Genomic DNA, 25,486 nt, shown 5'->3' with positions numbered 1-25,486 from the left:
TCCCTAATCGCCAGTAAATACCGGGCGGACTGCGAAACCGTATCTAATCGCCCCGCCATTAGTATTAAAGTTTGATGGTACAAAAGATCCGGCTTTATCAAACCTATAGCCATGAGAATTGTTGACAAAGCCTGTTTCGTTATAGTAGCCCGCTTTAGGGAGGGCGATTTCGGTCTTGTGGATAGGGTCGATATGGTTATAGCAAACGGTGTGGTGGTCGATAATCGTCTCTGTAGTGGCTCCTCCATAGTATCGGTAAAGGTATAAGTGCCATATTTCGTCATATCTCGGTAATCTCCATTTCCCGCCCAGCTTGGCCCGGGCGATGTCGTAGGCATCGTTGCCAGCTATATCGCTACTATTGATTACCTCCTCCAAGTAGAAGTATCCGCTTGTGTCCCCATGGACGAACAGGTCCAAGGTATCGGCTTCGATATCGTAGTACATTTCGTTGTGGTACTTGACGCGTGCTCCCTTCGAAATTATTCCGGGGGACGCAGGGACTACGCCTTCGTAGTTGCCTTCGCCTTTCTTGATTAAAAGCAGGTTGGCCTTGGCAAAATAGATTGGTTTTACGCTGACAATATTGGTGTCGCTGTCATAGGTGGTATCATTTGCCCCTATGTAGACGCCCTCGATTCCTTTTTCGGTGGCGGTCAGGGGGTAGAGGACTTCGTTCAGGCAAACTTTCTGCAAGGTGTCATAGGCGGTACCGCCGCATTCCACCTTGATAGTTCCCCCGTCACAGGTTGCGACTTCCGGGTCGTATTCAGCTTCGCCGCATAGCCTGTAGATGGCGGATTTTCCGGTCTGTCGGTTCCTGAAGCAGAAGGCGGTGTCGGTTGTGTATTTTTTGGAATTGCAAGTTAGGGTGTCTGGTGCCGGTGCCTGCAATATTGAGGATGAATGGGTTTCTTCAGAACTGGATGAAGATGATTCTTCTTTGACGGAAGAACTTTCCGGCTTTGCGGATGACGAGGAATTTCCCGGTTTTACGGATGAGGAAGAATCCTCCGACTTTATGGAAGAAGAGCTCTTTTCAGAGGATTCCTTTTGACTTGACGAGGAATTTTTTTCATCCTTGCCGCTCGAGATGTTTTCATTTTTGGCGGACGAAGAGGCGTCTTCTTTGCCGCTTGAAACTTTTTCTTCTTTGGTGGACGGGGAACTATCGTCCTTGTCGGTTGACACGGACCATACGACTCTCGTGGAGTCCCCGCAGGTGATTCTTACCCCGGCATTCCCTGACGCGTTGACGGTGTCTTTCACGTGGCAGGTCCCCTGTTCGGTCTCTTCATCGTGGATGGTGTCGACGGAATCGCCGTTGCAAATGATGTCGAAGCCTTCGTCGGCTTCCTTTACGGTGCAGCCGGAATCAACTTGGGCCGAATCTTTTGGGGGAGTGATTTCGGCGGTGTTGGGTGAGTCGTTTTTCGACGCGCTTGTGGAGGAATCGTCGCCGCAGGCAACGAAAAAGAACAGGGCGCAGGTCCCGGCCAAGAGGGCGATTTTTTTCATGTGGCGGTCTCCTTAGAGGATTATTCGTTGTAAAAATAAATCAACAAGGGGCGGGAGTCAAGAAAAAAGAATGGTAACCAAAATTTTCTGGAACATTTTCCGTCATTTTTCCGTTTTAAGAGTGTAGGGACTCTGGTTTTGGGATGTCCTTAAAAAAGGAAAAAGGTAATGCAATTCTACATATTGACAATATGTAGCCAATTGGCTACATTTAGGAGGGGGGGGGGATCGTCTTAAAAAGGACTAAAGTTTATGACCGTTGGTTTAATAAACTGAAAGATGTCCGAGCGCAAGCAAAGATTGTATATAGGACAGAACAGATCAAAAACGGAATCTTTGGTGATTTCAAGTATATTTCTGATGGAATTTTTGAATCGCGAATTCATTATGGACCAGGGTATCGGATTTATTATACAAAAGAAGGTGATACGGTCGTTCTATTACTAATCGGCGGCGACAAGTCAACTCAACAGAAAGACATTGAAAAGGCGAAGGAGGTAAAAAATGCGAAAAGATGATGCGGAAATATCGGATTATGACGTAGCCGATTATCTAAAAACGGAAATAGAGGTTCGCTACTTCTTGGAAGAAATCCTGAATGCTAACGACCCTAAGCTGTTGCAGATGGCGCTTGGCGATGTGGCGCGCTCGGCCGGCATGGCAAAGATTGCGAAAAAGGCCGGCTTGAACCGCGAAAGCCTTTACAAGGCTTTGAAAGAAGAAGCGCATCCCCGTTTCGAGACGGTTATGCGCGTATTTAATGCCATGGGTATGAAACTTTCACTCACGCCCTACGTTGCAGAAAAGCCTGCGAAGTATTCGACAAAAAAAGAACCGAAAACAAAAAAGGGCGATGTTTTTATTCCTTCGTCTTCTCGAGCTTCACGAAGAACTTCTTCGTCTCGCGGGCGACAATGCCGGAAAGCAAAATCAGTGCCACGAGGTTCGGGAAGGCCATGAGCCCGTTGAAGATGTCGGCGCTCGTCCACACGGCGCTTACCGTGAGGTAGGGGCCGATGAACACGGCTGCCACGTAGAGCCAGCGGAAGGCGAGGATGGCGTTTTTCTTGCCGCGTCCGATAAGGTATTCCAGGCAGCGTTCGGAGTAGTAGGCCCAGCCGAGGACGGTGGTGAACGCGAAGAACACGAGCGCCACGGTAAGGACGTAGGGTGCGATGCTTGCGCCGGCGGGGAGGTTCGAAAGTCCGCGGGTGAACGCTTCCATGGTGATGTTTACGCCCTGGAGCCCGAGTTCCGGAGTCCATGCGCCGGTGACCACGATGGCGAGGCCCGTCATGGAGCAGATGACGATGGTGTCGATGAAGGTGCCCGTCATGCACACAAGACCCTGGCGAACCGGTTCCTTTGTCTTGGCTGCTGCGGCGGCAATCGGGGCCGAACCGAGGCCTGCCTCGTTGCTGAAGATGCCGCGGGCGATACCCTTCTGCATCGCGATGAAGATGGTGCCTACCACGCCGCCCGTGACGGCGCTCGGGTTGAACGCCGCGCGGATGATGGTCTCGATGGCGGTCGAGATGTTCGAGAAGTTGAATCCGAGAATCAGCAGGCAGAAGATGATGTAGAAGATAGCCATGAACGGCACGATGTAGAGCGCAACTTTAGCGATGCGCTTGAGACCGCCGATGATGACGCTCGCGGTGAATGCCGCGCAGAGCAGGCCCGCGATGGCGGTGGAGTACGAGACGGAGTTGCCGCCGATGTTCACGAATTCACCCGTGGGGATGACGGTCGCGACGGCCGAGGTGATGCCGTTCACCTGCGTGATGGTACCGATGCCGAGCAGGCCCGCGAGTACGCCGAACACGGCGAACAGCACGGCGAGCCACTTGAGGTTGAGCCCGAAGCGCTCCTTGATGCCGGTCTCGATGTAGTAGAAGGGGCCGCCCAATACCTTGCCGTCGCTTGCAACTTTGCGGTACTTGACCGCGAGCAGGCCTTCGGAGTACTTGGTGGCCATGCCGAAGAAGGCGGCGACTTCCATCCAGAAGAGCGCGCCCGGGCCGCCCGTGCCGATGGCGGTCGCGACGCCCACGATGTTACCCGTGCCGACGGTCGCTGCGAGCGCGGTGCAGAGAGCCGCGAAGCTCGAGACTTCGCCTTCGCCTTCCTTTTCGCTGTGGAGCATGTAGCGAAGCGCGTTGCCGAGGTTTGTCACCTGCAAGACGCCGAGGCGGCTCGTGAGCAGGATGCCTACGAAGAGGACGATTCCGATGAGGGGAATGCCCCACACGTAACCGTCAACAGTATCGAGAAATGCGTTTAAAGCGTCCATTTAGAAATCCTTGTAACTCGTTGATGGTCAAAAAGATAGTTAAAATACGGAGGCGCTCTCTTGAATTTGGACCAAAATGAGCGAAGAAATAGGTCGCCTACAAGAAAATTGCTATTTTTTGACACGAAAAAAATAAAAAAAGAGGATTTTATGAGTGAAATTTCTGCTACCCGTCCTGTCCGTGTCCGTTTTGCCCCGAGCCCCACGGGCTACCTGCATGTGGGCGGTGCCCGTACGGCCATCTACAACTATTTCTTTGCCAAGCACATGGGCGGGACGTTCTACCTGCGTATCGAGGATACCGACCGCAAGCGCTATAACGAGACTGCCCTGCACGACTTGATGCGCGACTTGAAGTGGTTGGGCCTGCAGTGGGACGAAGGTCCGGGTTGCGAAGGAGACTGCGGTCCGTATTTCCAGAGCGAGCGCCTCGACATCTACCACCGCGAAATCAAGAAGCTGCTGGATGCGGGCTGCGCCTACTACTGCTTCTGCACCGAAGAGCGCCTGCAGGAAGTCCGCGCCGAACAGGAAAAGTCTCATGTGCCGGTCACGGGTTACGACCGCCACTGCCGTAACATTAGCCGCGAAGAAGCCGAAGCCCGCATTGCCGCCGGCGAAAAGGCTGTGATCCGCTTCAAGGTACCCGAAACGGGCGTCACCGAATTCGACGACATGATCCGCGGCCATATCAGTTACCAGAACGAACTTCTGGACGATCTTGTGCTCATCAAGCGCGACGGTTATCCGACTTACCATTTTGCAAGCGTCGTGGACGACCACCTGATGGGCACGACGCACGTGCTCCGCGGCGACGAATGGATCAGCTCTACGCCAAAGCACGAACTCCTGTACAAGGCCTTCGGCTGGCAGCCGCCCGTATGGTGCCACCTGCCGGTGATTCTCGACAAGAACGGCGGTAAGCTTTCTAAGCGCAAGGGTGCCGCCTCCGTGGGTGACTTCCGCGACCTCGGCTACCTGCCCGAAACTCTCGTGAACTACCTCGCGCTCCTCGGCTGGAACCCGGGCGACGACCGCGAAGTCATGACCATCAAGGAAATGGTGGAAAGCTTTACGCTCGAACGCATCAACCCCAAGTCTGCTAGCTTCGACGAAAAGAAGCTGCAGTGGATGAACGGCCAGCACATCCACATGTGCGACGACGCTTTCCTCAAGGGCATTATGAAGGAAGGCCTTGCCGCCAAGGGCATCGACCTTTCCAACGAGCCGGAAGCTCGCCTCGACGAAATCGTGAAGCAATTGAAACCGCGTGCCCACTTCGTGCAGGACTTGGCCGAGATGGCCGTGTACTTCTTCGTGGCTCCGACAACGTACGACGAGAAGGGCGTCAAGAAGCACTTCGGCGAAGGCTCCAAGGAAGTGGCGACGCTCGTGCGCGACATGCTCGCCTCCATCGATGATTTCAAGACCCCGGTGATCGAGAAGGGTTTCTATGACCTCGCCGAACGTTGCGGCCACAAGGTCGGTGAACTCGTCGGTGCCCCGCGTCTCGCTGTTTCCGGCGTTACCGCTGGCCCGGGCCTCTGGGAAATGTTCGAAATCATCGGAAAGGAAGAAGTGCTCCGCCGCATCGACGTCGCAATGCCGCTGATGAAATAGTGTCCTCTTTCGTCTTTCGTCTAAACAATGCGCAAACAGTTCCCACATAGGCTATATACGCAGAAACTTTTCTGCAGAAATTGCCGGGCCGTGACAAAGCATGGCCTGTACGCGAAGGAACCGTATTCGACTTACGGCGGCATGGCTCCGCATATTCCGTTGCTGTGCCGTTGCGACGAATGCGACACCACGTTCGTGGCGTTTTCTCATGAATTCACGATAGGCCGAGGTGCGAAGGGAACGGAATATACCAAGATTCACGGAAAGAACCGTATCATCCCGGGTAACTGGCTGTACTTCAAGAACAAGGTGAAACCGGGAATCGTCAAGAGCTGTTTTCAGAGCGAAGACAAGGAAGTCTTCCTTGTCAGTTACGATGGCGCTCCTCCCGAAAAAATAGAGTGCCCCAAGGTCGTTATCCAGAACGAGGAGGCTCCGGAAGGCTATAGGCTCGTGCCCGCGCAGACGGCCCATGTACTTATCGGAGACCATGTGTACCACGCCATCCGCAACCAGTTCGGTATCGCAGTGGGCCTGGTGAGTGACGCCGGCAAGGATAAGCTGGCCGTTCTCCTGGACGATAATTCGCTGCTGTTCATTACGATCCCCCAGTCCATGCAGAATGTGCCGAACGCGACGCTTTCAGAATACGTACGCCAGAAGTTGCTGCTGCTGTTCCCGGAAGACGCTCCCCGCGTTCTTGTCACCGTGGGGCAGGGGATTGTGTACTTGGACGGCATCGTGCGTAGCCTTGCCGTAAAGCGGGCGCTGAGCGCCTGCGTTAACAACATGCCGAAGGTTCGCGGCTGTGTCGATTTCTTGCGCGTGCAGATGGAAACGTACATTTCGGACGAGAGGCTGGAAGGTTCCATCTGGCGCCTGCTGGATATGCCCGCGTTCAAGATTTTTGACTATAGGGTCGAAGTAAAGGACAGCAAGGCGAACGTGACATTGAGCTGTTTCGAGTCGAATTTCCCGAAGGATCTCGAAAAGCGCATTGCCGACTTGCCCGGTTTGCAGGATCTTTCGCTTTCCATCACGCGGTTCCCGGAAAGTTCTTCCGATAGCCAGGTGATGTGTCGCGTTATCGAAAAGGAACTGGCGGAAAATACCCGTTTGTCCGGAGCCGTAATCCGCCTGAACTATTTTAACAACAAGTATGTGATGGAGGGCCGCGTATCCAACTCGTTCCAGAAACAGTGGGCGCTTATCAATGCCGTCAAGATGATGCGGACGCCGTCGATAGACAACAGGCTTAGGGTGATTCAATAAGGAGCTGTTATGGCAGGATATCAGAAGATAAATACCGTCAAGGATTTGTTGAAAAAAGAGATGACCGTGAACCAGCTGGCCGTGGCTATTGGTCGCGGACCGCGCACCATATTCCGGTACCTGGAACTTCTCCGTAACGAGAACTGCGGACTTCGCAGCCACAAGAAAGAGGGCGAGACGGTATGGGTAATCCAGCCCGAAGAGCAGACAAATTTCAACCAGAGCATTGTCAAACAGCTCGAGAAGGTCAAGAAGAACATTCCCGAGACGTCTCCGGCCGAAATCAAGAACCGCAAGCTTCTGAACAAGTTGATTGAATCCCTGCAGATGACGAATCCCGACGAGTTTAAGCCCGAAGCCATCACGACGGACCGAGACCTTGTTCTGGATTACGGACCGTTCAGCGACAATGCGATTCAAGATTCGATGGTGAACAAGATTCTCGATGCCATCCACAAAAAACTCAAGTTGCGCATCTCCTATACGCGCGTCCACGACGAGGATCGGACCGAAACGCTCGAAGTCAGTCCGGTCAAGGTTATCATGCGTATCGATACGCTCTACTTGGTCGCTGCCGACAGCGATTTTGGCAAGACGGGGGTGTTCAAGAACTTTTTGGTAGAAAACATCTCGAATGTATCGATGACGAACAAGCCTGTCGAACCGGGACTTGTGTTCGATGCGGCGACGCATTACAAGTTCACGTTCGGGAAATATACGACTACGGAACCCCCGCAAGAAGTGTCTCTGCTCGTGAAGAACGACTGGCTCAAGAACCAATTCAAGAAATCGCATTTCAATCCGGTTGTGCAATTGCGCAAGGACAGGAACAAGAATACCGTCGTGGATATGAAAATCCGCATCACCCCGGATTTCAAGACGTACCTTTTGGGCATTCTCCCGGATGTCGAGATTCTGAAACCGGCGTCGCTCAAGGCGGATATGCTCAAGTTGGTTAAAGAGGCGTTGAAGTCCCTGCAAGGCTGATAATGGAACATTCCCTTTCCGATTATAATTTTGAATTTCCTCCGGAACTGATTGCGTCCCGCACGGCGGGCAAGGGCAAGACGCGAATACTGCATTGCCCCAAGGACGGCGGGCCACGCCGCATTTTAAAGGCTCCCGAGATTGTAGAACTTTTCAATCCTGGCGACTGCCTGGTGGTGAACAACACGAAGGTGATTCCCGCGCGCCTCTATGGCCATACGTTGCACGGCGGCGAAGTTGAAACTCTGCTTGTGCAGGCCCTGATTCCTGCCGATACGGGCGAGGCGCGTTACGAGGCGCAGGTCCGTCCGGGAAAGGCTTTCAAAATCGGTCGCGAGCTGGAAATCGCCGGCGTCAAGGCGGTAGTCGAAGAAATCAAGGAAGACGGTGCCCGCGTGCTGCGCTTTGCGGTGACTCCCGTGGAACTGGAATCGGTGATGAACCGCGAAGGCCATGTGCCGCTGCCGCCCTACATCAACCGCCCTGATGACGAAAGCGACAAGCTTGCCTACCAGACCATCTTCGCGAAGTATTCCGGCGCAGTGGCCGCCCCGACGGCGAGCCTGCACTTTAGCGAGCAGATGCTTGAAGACTTGAAAGCGAAGGGCGTGCATGTGGCTGAGGTCACCCTGCATGTTGGGCCGGGTACGTTCCAGAACATCTCGGTGGAAGATTTTACGCAGCACAAGATGCACGGCGAGCATTACGAACTCACGGCCGAAAACGCAGACATCATCAACAAGGCGAAGGCGGCCGGCGGCCGCATTGTAACGGTGGGCACCACGAGTACCCGCGTGGTGGAAACTATCGCCGACGACAACGGAATCGTGAAGGCGCAAAGCGGCGTGACGCACGCGTTCTTCTATCCCGGATACCGCTACAAGATCGTGGATGGCCTGCTTACGAACTTCCACTGGCCTAAGAGCAGCCTCATCTTGCTCGTGTCCGCGTTCTATGGCCGCGAAAATACGCTCGAGGCCTACAAGATGGCTGTCGAGAACAAGATGAAGCTGTTCAGCTACGGCGACGGCATGCTGATTCTCTAGAAAGATCCGCCGCCGGAAAGTCTCTAGCTATTTGAAGCCTTTTCCAGAAGCTTTTTAGCCTGCACGGCGATGATGTCGTTGTCCGCCAGTTGCAGGACTTTTTTCAGACGGATACAGCCTTCTTCGGGATTCATGTTCCGGTTGATGCGAATTTCGCCGATGCTGTAGAGAGCCCTGCGGGCAAGCGTCGCATTCTTCTCGGTCGTAAGTCCTTTTTCAAGCATCGTGAGTGCCGCCTCGAAACAACTCTTGGCCTTGGCGGTTTCGCCCCATTCCAGCCATTGCTCGCTGGCGACGTCTATGTACAGGTCCGGACTCGCCATGCGTTCGGCAAGCGTATTGATTTCCTGGATGTCAGGCGGGTATTCCTGCAATAGCGATGTCATCGCCTGGCCCAGCAGTTGCCTTGCGGCGGGGAAGGCTCCCTTGGACGCTTCCTGGAAACCTTCGTTGATCTGCTGGCGGGTTTTCTTGATGCGTTCGGCCTGCAGGTTCCTTGTGGCGTTCTTGCGGCGACGTTCCTCGACGGCTTCGGCACGCAGTTCGCTGAAACTCTTTTTGCGGTTCGGGACGTTCTTGCCCGCGGCGCATCCCAGGCCGAAGAACAGGAGCGATGTCAATGCCACGGCCCCGAAGATGCCTCCGTTCACGAATATGTTCACGACGATGTCTGCGACGACTCCTGCGATGGCGGCAAGGCGGACCTTGTCCGGGACGCTGTCCTTGCGCAAGCCGAATGCGGTACCGCCCAGCAGGAATGCTAGGACGGGACTCATGCCCATGAGACGTTCCGTGGCGTAGTGGTCAAAGAAGCTTGTCCCGGTCAGGAAATCCACGACGAATCCCCCGGCAAAGATGCCGGCAATGACAAAGCCGATGGTCACGAGGGCGCCCCACCGCATGGAAAGCTGTATGTAGGCGAAGGGGAACAGGACCATGAAGAGGATAAAGCTGAGGATTCCCGGTGAAAGCAGCCAGCAGGTGAGCATGCGTTCGTACTCGGCTTCCTTGGGAACGTAGGCGAGTCCGTAACGCGGCTGCTTGTCGGTATAGCGCTTGATCCACTTGTCGCGTTCAAACGTGAAGTGCCTTTCGTCGGGGTAAATCTTGTGTTCCTGGATGTACTGTTCCTTGCCGCCGCCGATTTCCCACCATTCGCGGAATTCCTTTTTCATCTCCTCGATGCGGTCTTCGACGATGAACGTGTGGTTCTGTTTCAGGTAGCGTTCACGGAACTGCTCGAACTCGTCGGCTTTCGTTTTTTCGTCGGCCTTGAGCCCGACGGCGATAAACGAGGCGGCTCCTTCTTCTTCCCACCACTTGTCGAATATCTTGACGATATGGCGTTCGCGGTTGTTCTGCTTGATTGTCGGCGAAAGTGCCGAGACGGCGTTGAAAACGCCGATGCCAATCACCAGGGCGAAGATGATATAGTAATGCACCTTCACATGCTTCAGGAAGCGTAGGATTCGTCTCTTGTTCATTATCGCCTCTCGTATTCGCGCAATTGGTTCCACAAGAAGTCCGTGTTCACGTCGCGGTAGCCCAGCGCGTTCACCTTCTCGCGGAGCTTGTGCGCCATGTCGAACAGGTTCGGGCAGTTCTGCATGCGCTCGAAGCTGTCGAAAATCGTGAGCGAGTCGATCCACTGCGTGAGCTCCGGGAACCGGCTGTCTTCGAAACGGTTCTCGCGACCCGTCTTGATGTATTCCAGGTAGCGGTCCGTAATGCGGTGGCCGTCTTCCATGAAGATGTCCATTGCCTTCGGGAACAGCTTGTAGCCCGTAAGGTATTCGTGCATGATGATGCCGAAGCTGAAGTAGTCAACGGAATACGAGAGGTTCTCTCCCATGATGGCCTGCTCGGGTGCACTGTAGCAGGGCGTCAACTGGCCGCCGTATTCGTTGACCGTCTCGCGCAGCTTGGCCTGGGCGTAGCCGAAGTCGCAGATGAGGATCTTGTGGTTGTTCTTGTGCAGCGGGTTCTGGCACAGCAACAGGTTCTTGGGTTTCAGGTCCTTGTGGATGACCTGGTAGTAGTGCAGCTGGCTGATGGTGTTCGCAAGGTAGGCGAGCTTGGCCGCGCGGTGGAGCACCTCGTCGTCGGAGAGGTTCGTCTTGAACATCCTGTCGAGCGAACATCCCTTGATGAATTCCATCTTCAGGTAGGGGTGCCTTCCGGCGATGCCTCCGCCAAAGCTCTGCACCACGCCTTCGATGTTCGTGGCGCGCACCAGGTTGTTGATGCGAATTTCGTCCTGAAACGCGCTCAGGAGCATGTTGAGACGGTGGAGCCTGTTCTTGCCGGGCGGTGCCCAGAACTTGCATATCTTTACGACAATTTCGCGCTTGCCGTATTGGTGGTCGACATTCGGGTGCTCAATCCAGAAGTTGGCGCGGTAGAGGTTGTTGGTGCCTTCCTGGGTCAGCGGCTCGATAAGCTCTATACGTTCCATGGCGCCGTTGTGCAGGAATTCCGGGTTCTGGTCGAACCACCTCTGGTATTCTTCCTTGCTGTAATTGGGGCGCAGGGCCAGGTCTCGAGAAACCCGGTCCAGCGTCTCTGCTAATAAGTTTCGTAACATGCGCCAAATTTAGGAAATGTGGGTTATTTCCGGTGCCAGTCCAGGGCGCCGGATTCCTTGTCCTGCTTTTCGAGCGTCGCCGTAATAAACTTGTATGCTTCGTCTACCGTGTCGCAGAACTTGAACAGGTTCAGGTCTTCCTTGTTGATCATGCCCGTCTCGGCGAGGTATTCCCAGTTGAGCACCTTCTTCCAGAACTTGGAGTCGAAGATGACGACCGGCATCTGCTGGGCGTACTTGTCGGTCTGGATGAGCGTGAGCATCTCGAACATCTCGTCGAGCGTGCCGAAGCCTCCCGGGAACACCACCAGGGCGCGCGCCTTCTTGAGGAACCAGTACTTGCGCACGAAGAAGTAGCGGAACTGCATGTTCAGCGCGTCGTCGATGTAGGGATTCGGGTGCTGTTCGAAGGGCAGCTTGATGTTGAGGCCTATGGACGGCGTACCCACGTCGCTTGCCCCGCGGTTTCCCGCTTCCATGATGCCCGGACCGCCGCCGGTCATGATGGCGTAGCCTTCGTGGCGCTTGTTGGCCCACTTGCCTATTTTGGCACCCAGTTCCCTGGCCGCATTGTAGGAGCCCGCTACCTTCTCGAGGCGGTCGAGGCGTGCGAGTTCCTTCTTGTCCTTGCAGCCCTTGCGGCGCTTTTTGATTTCGTCGGGGGGCAGCGTACGTGCCGAACCGAAGAATACGATGGTGTTTTCGATATCTTCCTGCTCAAAGACTTGCTGTGGGGCGAAAAATTCCGAGAGGATGCGCAGCGGGCGTCCGGCTTCGCTGTCCATAAATTCGTCGTTGTGGTAGAACATCATTCCCGGGGCGGGGCGGAGTTTCTTTTTTGTAACCATGGTCGGGGTTCCTTGCTTTAGGATAGGGGTTTTCAATAATCCTTTATAATATATGCTCCATTTCGTAAAATTGTGAGAAAAAAATGTTTCCAATCATCTTATTTGGAATAAAAAACTTTATATTTATGGCATGCTAGTAAAAATTTGGACCGACAGCTTTATTATCACGGGCGAAATCGATACGCTCCGTGACGAACGTCTCACCGACTATATCCGCGAGAACAAGGACTTTATCGCCGTGACCCAGGTGAAGGTCAGCGACCGTGCCGAGAAGGACCTGTTCCGTACCCACTTCCTCAACGTGAGTACGAACCACATCGAGATTATTCTCCCGGCAGAATAACCTGCCCGCGCCATTCCGGCTTTTAATCGTCAGCCCTGCCTCCGGGTGGGGTTCTTTTTTTACGGCACAAAAAAAGACCGCTCCCTAGGGAACGGTCTGATTTCTTTGCAATCTGTCGATTACATGAAGAACCAGCCGAAGCTGATGCCGGCCTTGATACCGACATCCATGCGGTTGAGTTCTTCCTTGTTGCCTTCGGGATCCTTGCCTTCTTCACCGGGCAGTTCGAAGCCGAGGCCGACGCTACCGGTGATGAAGAAGTTGTCGGTAACAGGAGCGTGGGCATTGAACATTACGCCGAACATGACGGCGCTGGCGCTTTCCTTGTTTCCTTCATTGTCAGTGCGTTCGCCTGCACTGGCATACATGAAGTCTGCGCTGACAGAAGTCGGCAGAAGCGGGGTCGGCAGGAAGTAGTCGAACTGGGCGCCGAATGCAATGGCGGTGTAATCGTCTCCGAGATCAACATCAGCTCCTTCAGGCGGAGTGTAGGTAGATTCGCCGTGGTGGGCAAAGCCGAACTTGGCGGTAATCATGATTTCCGGTGTAACCTTAAACATGACGCCCAAGTAGTTGAAGTCGCCGATGAAGTACCCAGGAGTGAGGTCAATGATATTGTTTTGGTCGAGACCAACGGTGATGCCGAGGAAGCCCGAACCATCGCCATCAGAAGACTTTTTCTTCTTCTTCTCCTTCTTGGCCTTCTTCGGGGCAGGAGCGGCTTCTTCTTCCTCATCTTCAACAGCCGGAGCCGGCTTCACGGCTTCGGTGGTTTCTTCTTCTTCGTATTCGTCTTCGTCGTCTTGGGCATAGCTGTAGCTGCACAGGGCAAGTGCCGTAATGGCGGCAAGGAACATTTTTTTCATATATAGAACTCCTTAATAATTAAGATTGACTCTAATATAGCTCAATAATCCGAAAAAAGATTAAATCTCCCCAAAAATTTACCATTCGATGCCGATTTTGGCGATTAAGAAGCGCCTGGCGGCCTCGTCAAGCTTGGCCGGGTCGATTTCCATGCCCAGAATTCCGGCGTAAATCACGAACGGGCTTGCCGTGGCGCCCTGGTCGTTGCACTTGACTTTTACGAACATGTTCCCGTTCTGGATGTCGAGGTCGAGAATTTGTTCGTTCAGGTCGATTTCCTGCCCGCGGTGGTTCTTGACTACGGGGAAGGTCTTCGTGCGGAACTTCTCCATGAGTCCGTCGGGGATGCTTTCGGGCGTATGGCGGTACACCATCGCCTTCGGAAAATGCTTGCTGAGCTTTTCCTTCAGGGGCTCGATGTTCACGATTTCCATGCCACGCGGAAATGGCGCCGAAAGCTGCGTCATGAGCTTCGGAAGGTTCTCGGGCGAGATGTCGAGCTTCTGTAGCAGGTCCACGCTGATGATTTCGCAATAGGTCTCGAGGCCGAGCGGGAGTGCGCCCATGTTCGAGATGCGCGGCTTGGGGCTGAACCCTTCGCTGAACTTTACGGGGATGCCCGCGCATAGGAACGTGCGCTCGAAAAAGCTGAGCATGTTGTGGTGGGGCAAGAAGCGGCTGAGGCCGGTCTTCTTGAAGGTAATCTTGTAGCTGAAGCTGTCCTTCTGCTTGGGGCGGCGGTCAATGACCAGCTGCTTGATTTCTTCGGGGGTACGGCTCGGGGCCTTGTGGCGCACGGGGTCGTCGGCGAGCTTGATTTCTTTGCCGAAACCGGGGATGCCGCATTTTTGGCAGTCGCCCCACTTGCAGTTCGGGACGGGCGCGCTGTTCGGGTCGAACGCCTTCTCCCATTCGCGACGCAGGTACTGTTTGCTTGTTCCCGCATGGATAAAGTCCCACGGGAAGACTTCTTCCTTTTCGCGCTCGCGGTATACCCAGCTTGTGTCGTAGCCGCATTTTTCCCACACGCCGAGCCACTTGGAAAAATCGAACCGGTAGGCGTCGCTTTCGAAGATGATTCCCTGCTTGTACGCCTCGTATATGACGGGCGCGAGGCTCCTGTCGGCGCGGCTGTACACGGCTTCGAGGAAGCTTGTTTCCCAGGCGGCCCAGTTGATCTTGACGTTCGGGTGCTTGAAGAACTTCTCGCGCACAAAACGGATGTGCTTGAGCGCGGTCTCCTTGTCCATGAAGGGCGCCCACTGCAGCCCCGTAAACGACTTGGGGATGAGGATGCCGATGCTTACCGCAATCTGGATTCCGCGGTTGTACTTGCGCCCGATGTGCACGAGGTTGAAGATGAGGTCGCAGAACGCCTGCATGTCGTCGAGGTTCTCGGTCGGGAAACCGATCATCGTGTAGAGCTTGATCTTGTTGAACCCGCTGCTGAACGCGTGTTCTGCCGCATCGTACATGTCCTGGTCGCTGATGGTCTTGTTGATCATCTTGCGGATGCGTTCGGAGCCTGTCTCGGGAGCGAAGGTGGCGCTGCGGCCTCCCTTCAATGCGGCAATCTTCCCGGCGAGCGTCTGGCCGAAGCTGTTTACGCGGATGCTCGGGAGGCTCACGTCCACGGTGTCGAAGAACGGGTCGTCGATGATGGAATCGGTGAGGGCTTCCACCGGTTTGTAGTCGGCGGTAGAAAGGCTCAAGAGCCCGAGTTCACGTTCGCCCGTGGCCTTGATGCCCGCCTTCGCGATGTCCAGGACGTCGTCGGGATCGAGTTCGCGGCAGGGCCTGTACCAGATGCCCGCCTGGCAGAATCGGCAACCCTGTGCGCAGCCGCGCATGACTTCCACGCTGAAGCGGTTGTGCACGAGCTGCATGTTCGCGATCAGGTTCTTGATGGGGTAGTCCTTCGGGTCCATCTGCGGGATGAACAGGCGGCGGACCCCGTTCGTGTTCTCGTAGCTCCCCTTTGCGGGCTCCACCGGCACGAGCATGCCGAATTCGTTCTTTACCACGGGGCGGAGCGTCGGTACGTAAACGCCGTCTATTTTAGACAAATTAGCGAGAATTTCTTTTCGCGGGAGGCCCGCCTTGCGCCCTTCGCCTACGCAGCGCAAGAGTTCGATCATCACCTTCTCGCCGTCGCCTATCATGAATGCGTCGAAAAAGTCTGCCACCGGTTCGGGGTTCGCCATCGCGGGCCCGCCCGCGACCACGATAGGGTCGCTTTCCTGGCGGTCCTTCTGCCAGGCGGGAATGCGCGAAAGTTCCAGTACGTAGGGCACGTTGGTGAAGTTCAGCTCGGTTTGCAGCGTAATCCCGATGACGTCGAATTCGTTTACCGGCGTGTAGCTTGCGTGCGTATACAGCGGAATATCGTACTTCTTCATTTCGCGGGCCATGTCGTCCCACGGGGCAAAGGCGACTTCGCAGAGCATGTCGGGTTCGCGGTTCACCACATGGTACAATATGCGCATGCCGTTGTTGCTCATGCCTATTTCGTAGGTGTCCGGGAAAACGAACGCCATGCGGGCGAGCATCTGGCTATGGTCCTTCACCACGCTGTTCGCCTCGCCGCCCATGTATCTGGCAGGACTTTCAACGGCCGGTAAAGCTAGAGCGATTTTCTCGAGGATGGTCATGGGGGTAAATTTAGTTAATAGTACACTTTTTGCCCCTTTTTTTCCGTGAAAAATTCATTTACTTGAAACACAATCGGTTTTCTTTTCGTAAATTATAGTGTATGAGCATGTTTTCTTACATTGTCTGGTTGTTCTTCTTCTGCGGTGGAGTTGTCGGCACGTACTTCGTTCCCGATGCGAAAATTCCGCTAGAAGGGAAATTCGCCCTTATCGGAGCCTGGGGCGCCGTTCTCGGCTTTATCTACTACAGCGTCGCCAAGCGAAGGGCCCAAGAAGCCGAAGCCGATTTTACGGAAGCCCTCAACGAAATCAAGCAGGCCCCCAAGACCCAGTATGTGCCTGTCGTTCCCTCTGTTGCCGCCGAACCCAAAATTGAATCTCCTATCCCGCCTGTGAAGAACCCGTTCGAAAGTATCTTGCCTCCGGGAGCCATCCCTGCCAGGGAAGCTCTCGCCAAAGCTGCCGCCCCCGCCCCGAAGCCTTCTTTTCCCCTGGAACAGTGGGACGTCTTTTGTAAGGAAATCCTGAAGAATCGCCCGTTCCCCGAAGTTATCGAGTCTCTTGAAAAGGTGTTGCCGCGCCTGTTCCCCGAAGCCGCCGGGATTCTCTATATGTACGGCGATGTCCAGACGGAACTCTGCAAGATTTTCTCGTTCGGCGATTACGTCATCAGCGACGACAAGATTATGCCCATGGAATGCGCGAGCTACAACAAGGGCGAAATCGTGGTGACCGATTACAAGAACGGCAACTTTAGCGGAGGCTGTACGCACCTGCACCACCATCCGCAGGGAATTTCTTTCTGTGCGCCGATTTCGGGCCTTGACGAACATTTCGGAATCCTCACTATCCAGGTGGACAAGCTCCCCGATGGCGAAGATCTCGAATTCTGGAAGGCGAAGGTGAGCATTGTCTCGGCGACGCTCGGCCTCTACGTGGCAAACCAGAACTTGAATATCCGCTTCCAGCAGCACAGTATCCGCGACAGCCTCACGGGGCTTTTCAACAGGCGCTATATGGAAGAAACTCTCCGCCGTGAGATTTTTGCCGCCATGCGCCACAAGACTCCTATCGGCATTATCATGATGTACCCGGACAACGTGCAGCAGATACAGTCGAGCCGTGGACGCCATGCCGTGGACCAGCTCCTTTGGGAACTTGGCCAACGCCTGCCGAACTTCATCCGCAACGAGGACATCCCTTGCCTTTACCATGGTGACGTCTTCTGCGTGATTATGCCGGGTGCCGAACTCAAGATAACTCGCGACCGTGCCGAAAAGATTCGTAACGAAATTTCGCAGTTGCAGATTTCCTATGGCAACGCTATCCTTTCTACGACTTTGAGTCTCGGTGTGTCTGTCCTGCCCGTGCATGCGGTCGATGTAGAGACTCTCATATGTGCTGCGGAAGCTTCCATGCAGATGGCTTCGAACAATGGTGGCAACCAGGTTGTCCTGGCCGATGCCCTGCAGCAGATGTAAAGCGGGAAATGGTTGAAATATGAATCAAGATAAAATTGAGCGCTTTGCGGCGCGTTACGTAAACTTTGTAGAAAAAAGGAAGTGGAAGGCTTTCTTTGTCATTCTTGCCATTCTTGTCGTGAGCCTGATTCCCACGGTGACGAAACTGCAAATCCACACGGATTTGGCGACGCTCTTGCCCGAAGGAACTCCCAGCGTAATCGCCTTGGAAGAATCGTACCACCGCTTCGGCAGCACGGACCGCTTCATGATAGCCATCCAGGCGAAGGATCCGTACCTGGTCGCGCGTCTGCAGGACAGCATCCAGGAGTACATCAACGCGAACTGGCAAGACGATATCATCAGCAAGCCCCAGGTAAAAAATGACAACTCGTTCTTTACGAAGAACGCGCTCATCTACTTGCCGGTTGAACATCTGGAACGCATCCGCGACAACCTTGAAGATATCCAGCTCGAAATAGGCCGCAAGAACGGTCCGCTGGTCGTGGACCTCCTGGCCGATTCTACGACCGAACCTGCCAAGAAAGAACGCGTGTGGTTCGACGCGAACCTGCCGCAGGCGCTGGGCCTTCCCGACGAAGCCGCCGATGCCTTCGAGTCGTTCTTCAAGAAAAAGGATGGTGCCGCCGAAGCCAAGGAAGAGGGCCCCAAGCGCAACTTGCCCAAGGAACTCAAGACGCGCCTCATCGGCGAAGACAAGCATGATTCTACGTTGTTCAATGGCGTCGTCCAGTGCAAGCTTGTACGCCCGTCTACCGATGTGGATTTCGTGAAGCATATCCTGCTCCGTTCCGATACGCTCCTGGCAAAGTTCAATGCGGTCGATTACGGCCAGCCGGTCCTCATGACGGTGGAAGGCTCCTACGAGGGCCTGAACGAAGTGAACGACATCATGAGCGACAGCGCCATCTCGATGATTATCGCTGTCGTGCTCATTTTCTTGATTGTCGCCGTGTTCTTCCGCAGCCCTATCAAGGCTCCGCTCCTGATGCTGGCGCAGGTGTCGCTGGCCTGCTCCCTGGCCATGTGCTTTACCACGCTCTACTACGGCGCCTTGAACCCGTTCACGGTTCTCGTGTCGAGCATTATTCTGGGAATGGGTGTCGACTACTCCATCCACTTCATGGGAACGTGTCAACGCTGCTTTACCGCGTGCGGCGACTTGAAACTCGCCATGGAACAGACCGTGGCAAGGCTTCTGCGCCCGATGTTCCTCGCGGCGCTTACGACTATCGCCGGCCTGCTTTCCCTGCTTATCGCGAAGTTTGTCGGCTTCTACGAGTTCGGCGTGATTTCTGCGGTGGGAATCCTGTTCAGTTTCCTTACGGCAATCTTTGCGATGCCGGTATTCATTTTTGTCGCCGGCGGGCTTCCTCCGCGTCCGCGCAACTCGTTCTTTCCCAAGGCCTGGAGTGACGAGAAGATTGTCGGGTTCTTCAAGCGCGCCGCCATTGTCGGTGCCGTTTTCTCTGTCGTGATGCTCTGCTTCTTGCCGAACCTGGAATTCGAATACAACTTCAGGAACTTGCGCCGTCCGCCCAAGGAGAACGTGGAACAGGTCAAGAAGACCATCAGCACGGGTAACGCGCTTTCTAGCAACCGCAAGAGCTCTACGCCTGCCGCCGTCATGGCGAGCCGTGCGGAACTCCTGGATTCCCTCTACGACACGCTGATGGTGCGCATGCATACGGAACACGATTCCACGCTTCGCAGCTTCCTCACGCTCAAGACGTTCTTGCCTTCACAGGCGGACCAGCAGGCCCGTATGGAAGTCATCGACGAAATCAAGGAGCTTGCCGAAGCCCGCGTGTTCGACCGCGCAACGGGAGAAGATAGCGTGAATATCGCGACGTTGCGCACGCTGGCCGAAGAAGTCGCCCCGTTCACGGTAGATTCCCTGCCGGAATGGGCTGTCGATCTGCTCAAGGAAAAAGACGGCAGTGTCGGCAAGATCGGCTTTATCTATGGACGTTACAACAGTTCCGATGCGCGCGAGGCCGCTGATTGGCAGGACCGTTTTGGCCACTGGGAATTCGGCGGCGAAAAGCTGAAGGTGTTCAGCAGCCAGTTCATCTTGGCCGATGTCGTGCGTGCCGTCAAGTACGATTCCATGCGCATGGCGTTTGTCGTAATCCTTGTCATCATCATCATTCTCGCGTTCTCGTTGCGCAAGCCCAAGCTGGTCGCCATTTCGGCGGGCTCGCTGCTGATCGGACTCTTGTGGAGCGCCGGGTTGCTTGGCCTCATGAACGTGGTTATCGGTCTCGGTCATATCGGCATCTACAATGTGGTTGTCATCCCGGCGGTGCTGGGTCTCGCTATAGACTCTACTATCCATCTCCTTGTAGGCTGGACGCAGGATCCTTCGTTTACGCCGCGTACTCTTGTCGACAACATCGGCCGCCTCGTGATGGCAAGCTCGGTCACTACCGCTGCGGGCTTTGCCGGAGCTCTCGGAGTCGAACACAAGGGACTGCGCACTATTGGCGAACTCGCGACGACGTCGATCCTCGCGTTCCTTGTCGCTTCGCTCGTGTTCACGGTGTTCTTCTCCATCGTGTTCCTCAAGCGCAAGTAGCCGCGATCCCCATTCGTATAAAAAGGAAAAACCCCCTGGCCAGAGGCTAGGGGATTTTTTGGGGGTTAGGAGGAGAACAAAGAGTTCTTGACAATAAGATAGCATTTTTTCGGGGAAAGTGGTAGTATTTTGTGTTAAAAATTTTTAAAGTGTTGAGTTTTTCACAATGCGAAATTTGTAAAATTAGGCTGTTTTTGACAAAAAGTGTGTTGTTGGTGTGTAAAAATTATTTCTAGTGCCGAAAATGCCCATTTGGGCCGTTTGAAGCGGACTGATGTTTTCTTTGGGGGCGGGTATGCCCCTTTCTTTTTTTTTCTACATTTTTTTATATGAAGAAGTTTATTGTCCCCTTAATCCTCCTTGTTTTGACGGCGGGGGTTGTAGCCTATTTGTTTGTGGATATTTCCAAGAGCAAGTCGTCGTTTGACGCTTCCGCGTACTTGGGCATTCGTGCAGAAATCGATTCGTTGGAGATTGTTCTCTGGGAGTCGGCCGACAAGCCCGATGTGCAACTTGCCGTCCGCCAGCAACTGGATTCTTCGTGGGAAGTTTTGAACGCGCTGCGCGCAGGGGCCGCACCTGTCGATGGAGACGATAACGGGACTCCCGGCGAACAGGGACTTTCGAGTGAAAACAAAATGTGGGTGGCCGGCGGTATTGCCGTCATCATCGTCTGCGTCATTTTGCTGATCGCGCTGGGCCACCGCAAGAAGGTTCTCACGCGCAAGATGGAAGCGCTCAAGGCGGAACAGCGTTTCAAGGAACCGAAGAACGGATTCGAAAACGACCCGACCATTCTCGTGCCGCGTCCGCATCCGCAAAAGAAATCCATTATTGACGAAGTTGTCGGCGAGCCGACAATAATGCCGGAACGCGCCCCGGAACAGAAAATAGCCTTCGAAGACGAAAACGGCGTGCCCGAAAACAAGATTCTTTCTGAAGACCTGGACGGCAAGCCCACGCTCCGCCCGACAGCCAAGGAACGCATTACCTCGGCGATGCAGTCGCTTTCCGATGTGCTGCGTGCTCCGCGTGGCGTAGCCCGCGACCGCACCATGAAGATTAGGGCCCAGAGCCACAACACTACGGGTGACCCGAACCTCCAGAAGTCGAACCCGCTCAAGACAAGCCGCTTCGACCGCGAGTTTACCGCGAAGAGCAAGATCCTGCAGATGTCCCGTCGCGGATTTCCCGCTTCGGCAATTGCTACGCAGCTCGGCATTTCGCAAGACCAGGTGGAATCCGTCATCCGCGAAGCGCTGGATTCCGGAAATTAGGGATTGCCATGCGTTACCGTTTCCGCTGCGAGTATCTTGGCAGTGCTTTTTATGGCTGGCAAGAACAGAACGAGGCGGGAAAGCGGAAATTCGTTACCGTTCAGTCAACCTTGGAAGATGCGCTTAGCATCGCGCTTCGTGCGCCGGTCCGCGTGACCGGTTCCGGCCGTACCGATACGGGCGTGCATGCCCGCGGCCAGTGCGTCCATTTTGATTACGACGGCGAACTGGACCCGGTAAAGACGGTCCGTTCGGTCAACGGGCTTACCAAGCGGCTTATCCGTATTCGCGACCTGCAGCGCTGTGCCGACGATTTTAACGCCCGTTACGACGCCACTCTGCGTTATTACCAGTATACCATCTACACGCGCCCAGTCGCACTGATGCGCGAGTTCGGTTGGGAATGCGGCTCGTTGCATCTGGACCTCGATGCGATGGAGCGCGAAGCGAAGCGTTTCTTGGGCGAGCACGATTTTATCGATTTCTGCATTCCTCGCAACGACGGCAAGTCTACGCTTTGTACTTTGTACGAATTCCGGCTGCAACGCATAAACGAATGGACATGCATGTTCCATATCAAAGGGAACCGCTTTTTGCACCGCCAGGTGCGCGCCATGGTCGGAACGCTGTTCGATGTGGGCCGCGGTCGCTATCCCGAAGGAACGGTCGATACGATATTCGCGAAAAAATTTAAAGGCGAACGCACATGGGCGCCGCCTCAGGGACTGGTTCTACAGAACGTAGAATATAAGGATTACTGAGTAGGAGTTAGGTAACAGGGGTTAGGTATTAGGTTTTTAGAATGGCGGCTTCGCCGCATCTATATTGATGCACAAAGTGCATGAATCTTTTCCTAAAACCTAAAGCCTAAGACCTGTGAAGTATGTCAATCATTTCCTTCACGGCCTTTTCCATGCCGACAAACACGGAACGCCCGACGATGCTGTGCCCGATGTTCAGTTCCTCGATGCCCTCGATGGCGGCGATTGCGCTCACGTTGCGGTAGTTCAGGCCCTGTCCGGCGAATACGCGCAGACCGTATTTCTTGGCGAGTACGGTCATGTCGGCGATGGCCGAAATTTCGCGGTCCACTTCTTGCATGCTGCCGAGGTCGAAAGCGGTGGCGTACTTGCCGGTGTTGAACTCGACAAAGCTGGCACCGATCTTCTTTGCGGCCTTGACCTGTTCCGTTTCCGGTTCAATGAACACGCTCACGGCGATATCGTTGCTCTTGAGCGTCATCACGAACTTGGCGAGCTCGTCAATCTTTGCGGCGACGTTCAGTCCGCCTTCCGTAGTGATTTCCTGGCGGTTTTCCGGGACGAGCGTCACGAGGTCCGGCTGGACGTTGACTGCGAACTGGAGCATTTCGTTCGTGGGAGCGATCTTCAGGTTCAGCTTGGTCGTAATGGTGCCGCGGAGCAGGCGGATGTCGCGATCCTGGATATGGCGCTTGTCTTCGCGCAGGTGGGCCGTGATGCCGTTACAGCCGGCGAGTTCTGCAATGAGCGCCGCCGTGACTGGATCCGGTTCCCTGATCTTGCGTGCTTCGCGAATGGTGGCGATGTGGTCGACGTTGACTCCGAGCTTTACGGTCATTGCAGTCTCCTTGTTAGTACTTCATAAAGTTAGATAAATTTACGATGGTGGTGCCCTGGTGGGCCGCCTTTGCGCTCATGGACTTGACTTTCGCTATGCTTTCGAGGCTGAGCGGGAGGATGATGGCCGCCATGCCGCTCCTTGCGGCGCTGCGGAGCCTCTTGGTGATGTAGTCGTCGAGCGTGCTGTTGGAAGGGTCGTAGGGGAGGAGCGCCTTGCAGCGCATCGAGAATTCCTTGCAGGTTTCGTCGACCCTTGATTTCTGGTTCATGGAAAGGTCCAGGAACCAGAGTCCCTGTTCCTTTGCGGGCTTGAACGTGGCCTGCAGCAGTTGCCTGTGCTCCACGGCCTGGTCGGCGAATCGCGTGGCGATTCCCGTTGCTCCCGGTACAAGTGCCTTGGCCTCGTTCACGATATTTTCAATCTGCTGTTCCGTATGGTGGATGCGGATGGGACGGAGCTTCTTGTGGCGCGAGTCGAGGCTTTGCGATTCCATCAGCAGCCAAAGGACGAGCTCCTTTCTCTTGACGCGCTCGAGGTCGGGGAAAAAGCTGTTCCCCATGCCGAACGGCGTGACCATGAGGTCGTAGGGAAAGTCGAGCTCGTTCAGCGCGACAATGAGTTCCGGAGTCAGCCTGGTGACCTGGAAGGCGATAGAAAGTACGGAGGCGTTGTCGCGGAAGACATTTTCCGAAACCTGGAGGATGATTTTCAGGGAGTCTCCCTTCGGGTCCAGTGCGTCCAGGGATGCGCTCTGGAAAACGGTCTTGTCGTCATGGAGTTCTTCCATGCGCAATACGGTTCCTCCGTTGGATTCGAGGAATCTCTGTGCCTGCAGCAGGTAATATACGACGGTTCTGCCCTTGCCCAGGGTCCAGACGTCACGTTTTTTGCGTTTGGAATAGCTGGACTGGAGGACTTCGAGATGGTTCTTGAAACGGTCTATAAAGGGAGTGGTATCCTGTACTGCGGACGAATCGGCTGTGGCTATGGAAGAGGCTGCTCCGCTATCCGGCGTTCCGCTGCCAAAATCAAGTTTCTGAAAAAGAACGGCGACCAGCGTCAAAATCGCAAAAACGATTATCAGGGCAAGAATGTGCTTGAACTTGTTCATTGATTTCAAATATAATTATATTGCGTTGCATGCCTATCCTTTTTGCCATCGTTGGAGCTACGGGAATCGGAAAATCGGAGTTGTCTCTCGATCTTGCGAAGCGCTATGACGCAGAAATCATCGGCGTCGATTCGCGGCAGGTGTACAGGGGCTTCGCCATCGGTACTGCTCAGCCGTCGGCAGGGGACTTGGCGAGGGTCAATCACCACATGGTGAATTTCCTCGAGCCCGGAAGGACCTATTCGGCAGGGGAGTTCTGCCGCGATGTCAAGGAAATTCTGGAAAAGAATCCGGAACGCAGGTTTATCGCGGTCGGCGGGACAGGGCTTTACATGCAGTCGCTGATGCTCGGACTTCCGCAGATACCGAAAGTCGCTCCCGAAATCCGTGCCGAAATAGAGTCGCGCGGACAGGATGGTGTTAGTTTGTACAAACTTGCCTGCGAGGCGGATCCCGAGGCCATGGCGGGAGTAGACGAAAATAACGTGCACCGCATGGTGCGTATTCTCGAAGTGTACGAGGCGACAGGACGCAAGCTCTCGGATTGGCAGAAGGAACGCGTCGGCGGAATCGGCGAGATTCCCGTGTTCTGGCTGGACCGTGCTCGTGAAAAGCTGTATGAGAGAATCAATGCGCGTGTAGACCAGATGGTGCGTGACGGCTGGATGGACGAAGTGCGCCGCTTGGCGGAGTCGGTTCCGCTGGATGCTCCTGCCTGGCAGAGCCTGGGATACCGCGAACTTCTTGCGGCGAAAAGCGACCGCGATGTTGAAACCGTATTGGACGAAGTAAAGCGCAAGACGCGTAATTACGCCAAGCGCCAGCTGACATGGTTTCGCGGGCAGATGAAAACTTTGCGAGTTGATTTGGACAATGACGCTAATCCGGCGAAGACTATCGAAGACCGGTTGAAATAAGATTGCCGAAGAAACATTAGATGTTAGTTTGTTTGTAATCTAATTAATTTGTTTTAAATCGCCGTAAATCCTGAAAAGAAGGTGCCGAAATGGCTGCTTGCCGAAGGACTCTTTTGGGGACCTTCGGCTTAATAAGTTGTTGTGCGACAATAAAATACGAGAGGGGTTTGTGAATAGATTGTTTATAGCTTGTGTTGGCCATGGGTAAAGAAGCGTTTTTTTCTGGTTTTTTCGAAAAAAAGCAAAAAAAAAGATTTTTTTGCAGAAAAACCCTTGACATTCCGGCTGAAAATTCTATAATTGGCCTCACCCTCGAACGGGAACGGCGGAACGCCGGGAACGGCCGGGAGGGACGGGAATCCGAGAGGTTCCCGGGAAGATTGAAGGAATCGGAGATGTGCTTAGTGACGGACCAAGAGCAATTCTTGGAGTCAATACGAACGTGATTAACGGGACCAAGACTATAAAAATCAATGAAGAGTTTGATCCTG

The 25,486-nt window shown here is 54.5% G+C and carries 21 protein-coding genes; 12 read left to right on the top strand and 9 right to left on the bottom strand.

Annotated features, from left to right (window positions below; genetic code table 11):
* Positions 1–3 precede the first annotated feature (3 nt).
* Positions 4–1,518 (bottom strand): hypothetical protein, encoded by a 1,515-nt coding sequence (locus tag B3M32_RS03925; RefSeq protein ID WP_290743711.1) that lies wholly within the window; start codon positions 1,516–1,518, stop codon positions 4–6.
* Between the two features lie 227 nt (positions 1,519–1,745).
* Here B3M32_RS03925 and B3M32_RS12365 point away from each other — a divergent pair, with 227 nt between their 5' ends.
* Both B3M32_RS12365 and B3M32_RS03920 read left to right on the top strand, forming a co-directional pair.
* The gene (locus tag B3M32_RS12365) at positions 1,746–2,036 is read left to right on the top strand and encodes a type II toxin-antitoxin system RelE/ParE family toxin (protein WP_349679856.1); all 291 of its coding nucleotides are present in this window, start codon (positions 1,746–1,748) and stop codon (positions 2,034–2,036) included.
* Positions 2,023–2,478 (top strand): addiction module antidote protein, encoded by a 456-nt coding sequence (locus tag B3M32_RS03920; protein ID WP_290743710.1) that lies wholly within the window; start codon positions 2,023–2,025, stop codon positions 2,476–2,478. The genes B3M32_RS12365 and B3M32_RS03920 overlap by 14 nt, the downstream gene beginning before the upstream one ends.
* Here the strand turns inward: B3M32_RS03920 and B3M32_RS03915 are convergent.
* A complete protein-coding gene (locus B3M32_RS03915) occupies positions 2,378–3,811 on the bottom strand; it encodes an alanine/glycine:cation symporter family protein (protein WP_290743708.1) in 1,434 nt (477 codons plus the stop codon). The genes B3M32_RS03920 and B3M32_RS03915 overlap by 101 nt on opposite strands.
* A 150-nt stretch (positions 3,812–3,961) precedes the next feature.
* Here B3M32_RS03915 and gltX point away from each other — a divergent pair, with 150 nt between their 5' ends.
* The 4 genes from gltX to queA all read left to right on the top strand — a co-directional run bounded on the left by gltX (position 3,962) and on the right by queA (position 8,736).
* A complete protein-coding gene (gltX, locus tag B3M32_RS03910) occupies positions 3,962–5,431 on the top strand; it encodes a glutamate--tRNA ligase (RefSeq protein WP_290743707.1) in 1,470 nt (489 codons plus the stop codon).
* A gap of 90 nt (positions 5,432–5,521) precedes the next feature.
* Positions 5,522–6,703 (top strand): BON domain-containing protein, encoded by a 1,182-nt coding sequence (locus B3M32_RS03905; protein ID WP_290743706.1) that lies wholly within the window; start codon positions 5,522–5,524, stop codon positions 6,701–6,703.
* Between the two features lie 9 nt (positions 6,704–6,712).
* Positions 6,713–7,690, top strand: a complete 978-nt coding sequence (locus B3M32_RS03900; protein ID WP_290743705.1) for a helix-turn-helix transcriptional regulator — start codon at positions 6,713–6,715, stop codon at positions 7,688–7,690.
* A 2-nt stretch (positions 7,691–7,692) separates the two neighbouring features.
* Entirely contained in the window at positions 7,693–8,736 is a 1,044-nt protein-coding gene (queA, locus tag B3M32_RS03895; protein ID WP_290743704.1) for a tRNA preQ1(34) S-adenosylmethionine ribosyltransferase-isomerase QueA, read from the top strand.
* A 23-nt stretch (positions 8,737–8,759) separates the two neighbouring features.
* Here queA and B3M32_RS03890 read toward each other — a convergent pair whose 3' ends face one another.
* The 3 genes from B3M32_RS03890 to B3M32_RS03880 are packed head-to-tail and all read right to left on the bottom strand — an operon-like array spanning position 8,760 to position 12,168.
* Positions 8,760–10,220 (bottom strand): tetratricopeptide repeat protein, encoded by a 1,461-nt coding sequence (locus B3M32_RS03890; protein ID WP_290743703.1) that lies wholly within the window; start codon positions 10,218–10,220, stop codon positions 8,760–8,762.
* Positions 10,220–11,320, bottom strand: a complete 1,101-nt coding sequence (locus B3M32_RS03885) for a protein kinase domain-containing protein (protein ID WP_290743701.1) — start codon at positions 11,318–11,320, stop codon at positions 10,220–10,222. The genes B3M32_RS03890 and B3M32_RS03885 overlap by 1 nt, the downstream gene beginning before the upstream one ends.
* A gap of 23 nt (positions 11,321–11,343) precedes the next feature.
* Positions 11,344–12,168: a TIGR00730 family Rossman fold protein gene (locus B3M32_RS03880; protein WP_290743700.1), complete on the bottom strand. Its 825-nt coding sequence runs from the start codon at positions 12,166–12,168 to the stop codon at positions 11,344–11,346.
* A 130-nt stretch (positions 12,169–12,298) separates the two neighbouring features.
* On the opposite strand from B3M32_RS03880, the gene B3M32_RS03875 reads away from it, so the two are divergent.
* Complete coding sequence (locus tag B3M32_RS03875) at positions 12,299–12,511, top strand: hypothetical protein (protein WP_173341224.1); 213 nt, start codon at positions 12,299–12,301, stop codon at positions 12,509–12,511.
* Positions 12,512–12,630: 119 nt separating this feature from the next.
* On the opposite strand, the gene B3M32_RS03870 is transcribed toward B3M32_RS03875, so the two are convergent.
* A complete protein-coding gene (locus B3M32_RS03870; protein WP_290743699.1) occupies positions 12,631–13,377 on the bottom strand; it encodes a hypothetical protein in 747 nt (248 codons plus the stop codon).
* A 78-nt stretch (positions 13,378–13,455) separates the two neighbouring features.
* Positions 13,456–16,029 (bottom strand): TIGR03960 family B12-binding radical SAM protein, encoded by a 2,574-nt coding sequence (locus B3M32_RS03865; protein ID WP_290743698.1) that lies wholly within the window; start codon positions 16,027–16,029, stop codon positions 13,456–13,458.
* A 101-nt stretch (positions 16,030–16,130) separates the two neighbouring features.
* Between B3M32_RS03865 and B3M32_RS03860 the strand changes: the two genes are divergently transcribed.
* The 4 genes from B3M32_RS03860 to truA all read left to right on the top strand — a co-directional run bounded on the left by B3M32_RS03860 (position 16,131) and on the right by truA (position 22,126).
* A complete protein-coding gene (locus B3M32_RS03860) occupies positions 16,131–17,510 on the top strand; it encodes a GGDEF domain-containing protein (RefSeq protein WP_290743697.1) in 1,380 nt (459 codons plus the stop codon).
* 19 nt (positions 17,511–17,529) lie between these two features.
* Positions 17,530–20,088: an efflux RND transporter permease subunit gene (locus B3M32_RS03855; RefSeq protein ID WP_290743695.1), complete on the top strand. Its 2,559-nt coding sequence runs from the start codon at positions 17,530–17,532 to the stop codon at positions 20,086–20,088.
* A 329-nt stretch (positions 20,089–20,417) separates the two neighbouring features.
* The gene (locus B3M32_RS03850) at positions 20,418–21,365 is read left to right on the top strand and encodes a hypothetical protein (RefSeq protein ID WP_290743694.1); all 948 of its coding nucleotides are present in this window, start codon (positions 20,418–20,420) and stop codon (positions 21,363–21,365) included.
* A gap of 8 nt (positions 21,366–21,373) precedes the next feature.
* Positions 21,374–22,126, top strand: coding sequence for a tRNA pseudouridine(38-40) synthase TruA (gene truA, locus B3M32_RS03845; RefSeq protein WP_290743693.1), 753 nt, complete (start codon positions 21,374–21,376; stop codon positions 22,124–22,126).
* A 106-nt stretch (positions 22,127–22,232) separates the two neighbouring features.
* Here the strand turns inward: truA and B3M32_RS03840 are convergent, their stop codons facing one another.
* Positions 22,233–22,964, bottom strand: coding sequence for a pyridoxine 5'-phosphate synthase (locus B3M32_RS03840; RefSeq protein WP_290743692.1), 732 nt, complete (start codon positions 22,962–22,964; stop codon positions 22,233–22,235).
* A gap of 13 nt (positions 22,965–22,977) precedes the next feature.
* Positions 22,978–24,078, bottom strand: a complete 1,101-nt coding sequence (locus B3M32_RS03835) for a divergent polysaccharide deacetylase family protein (protein ID WP_290743691.1) — start codon at positions 24,076–24,078, stop codon at positions 22,978–22,980.
* A 29-nt stretch (positions 24,079–24,107) separates the two neighbouring features.
* On the opposite strand from B3M32_RS03835, the gene miaA reads away from it, so the two are divergent.
* Positions 24,108–24,995 carry a tRNA (adenosine(37)-N6)-dimethylallyltransferase MiaA gene (miaA, locus tag B3M32_RS03830; protein ID WP_290743689.1) on the top strand — a complete coding sequence of 296 codons (888 nt, stop codon included), beginning with the start codon at positions 24,108–24,110 and terminating at the stop codon, positions 24,993–24,995.
* The last annotated feature ends 491 nt before the right edge of the window (positions 24,996–25,486 follow it).

Origin of the sequence: Fibrobacter sp. UBA4309 (assembly GCF_002395745.1) — a bacterium.
Taxonomy (GTDB): domain Bacteria; phylum Fibrobacterota; class Fibrobacteria; order Fibrobacterales; family Fibrobacteraceae; genus Fibrobacter.
This window is presented reverse-complemented; position numbering and strand designations above follow the sequence as displayed.

What these genes read in the sequence shown, in the direction of transcription:
- B3M32_RS03835 (WP_290743691.1), bottom strand. Translation starts at nt 24,078, where the DNA reads ATGAACAAGTTCAAGCACATTCTTGCCCTGATAATCGTTTTTGCGATT.
- miaA (WP_290743689.1), top strand. Translation starts at nt 24,108, where the DNA reads ATGCCTATCCTTTTTGCCATCGTTGGAGCTACGGGAATCGGAAAATCG.
- B3M32_RS03855 (WP_290743695.1), top strand. Translation starts at nt 17,530, where the DNA reads ATGAATCAAGATAAAATTGAGCGCTTTGCGGCGCGTTACGTAAACTTT.
- gltX (WP_290743707.1), top strand. Translation starts at nt 3,962, where the DNA reads ATGAGTGAAATTTCTGCTACCCGTCCTGTCCGTGTCCGTTTTGCCCCG.
- queA (WP_290743704.1), top strand. Translation starts at nt 7,693, where the DNA reads ATGGAACATTCCCTTTCCGATTATAATTTTGAATTTCCTCCGGAACTG.
- B3M32_RS03840 (WP_290743692.1), bottom strand. Translation starts at nt 22,964, where the DNA reads ATGACCGTAAAGCTCGGAGTCAACGTCGACCACATCGCCACCATTCGC.
- B3M32_RS03850 (WP_290743694.1), top strand. Translation starts at nt 20,418, where the DNA reads ATGAAGAAGTTTATTGTCCCCTTAATCCTCCTTGTTTTGACGGCGGGG.
- B3M32_RS03870 (WP_290743699.1), bottom strand. Translation starts at nt 13,377, where the DNA reads ATGAAAAAAATGTTCCTTGCCGCCATTACGGCACTTGCCCTGTGCAGC.
- B3M32_RS03890 (WP_290743703.1), bottom strand. Translation starts at nt 10,220, where the DNA reads ATGAACAAGAGACGAATCCTACGCTTCCTGAAGCATGTGAAGGTGCAT.
- B3M32_RS03920 (WP_290743710.1), top strand. Translation starts at nt 2,023, where the DNA reads ATGCGAAAAGATGATGCGGAAATATCGGATTATGACGTAGCCGATTAT.
- B3M32_RS03885 (WP_290743701.1), bottom strand. Translation starts at nt 11,320, where the DNA reads ATGTTACGAAACTTATTAGCAGAGACGCTGGACCGGGTTTCTCGAGAC.
- B3M32_RS03880 (WP_290743700.1), bottom strand. Translation starts at nt 12,168, where the DNA reads ATGGTTACAAAAAAGAAACTCCGCCCCGCCCCGGGAATGATGTTCTAC.
- B3M32_RS03875 (WP_173341224.1), top strand. Translation starts at nt 12,299, where the DNA reads ATGCTAGTAAAAATTTGGACCGACAGCTTTATTATCACGGGCGAAATC.
- B3M32_RS03865 (WP_290743698.1), bottom strand. Translation starts at nt 16,029, where the DNA reads ATGACCATCCTCGAGAAAATCGCTCTAGCTTTACCGGCCGTTGAAAGT.
- B3M32_RS03900 (WP_290743705.1), top strand. Translation starts at nt 6,713, where the DNA reads ATGGCAGGATATCAGAAGATAAATACCGTCAAGGATTTGTTGAAAAAA.
- B3M32_RS03860 (WP_290743697.1), top strand. Translation starts at nt 16,131, where the DNA reads ATGAGCATGTTTTCTTACATTGTCTGGTTGTTCTTCTTCTGCGGTGGA.
- truA (WP_290743693.1), top strand. Translation starts at nt 21,374, where the DNA reads ATGCGTTACCGTTTCCGCTGCGAGTATCTTGGCAGTGCTTTTTATGGC.
- B3M32_RS03915 (WP_290743708.1), bottom strand. Translation starts at nt 3,811, where the DNA reads ATGGACGCTTTAAACGCATTTCTCGATACTGTTGACGGTTACGTGTGG.
- B3M32_RS03925 (WP_290743711.1), bottom strand. Translation starts at nt 1,518, where the DNA reads ATGAAAAAAATCGCCCTCTTGGCCGGGACCTGCGCCCTGTTCTTTTTC.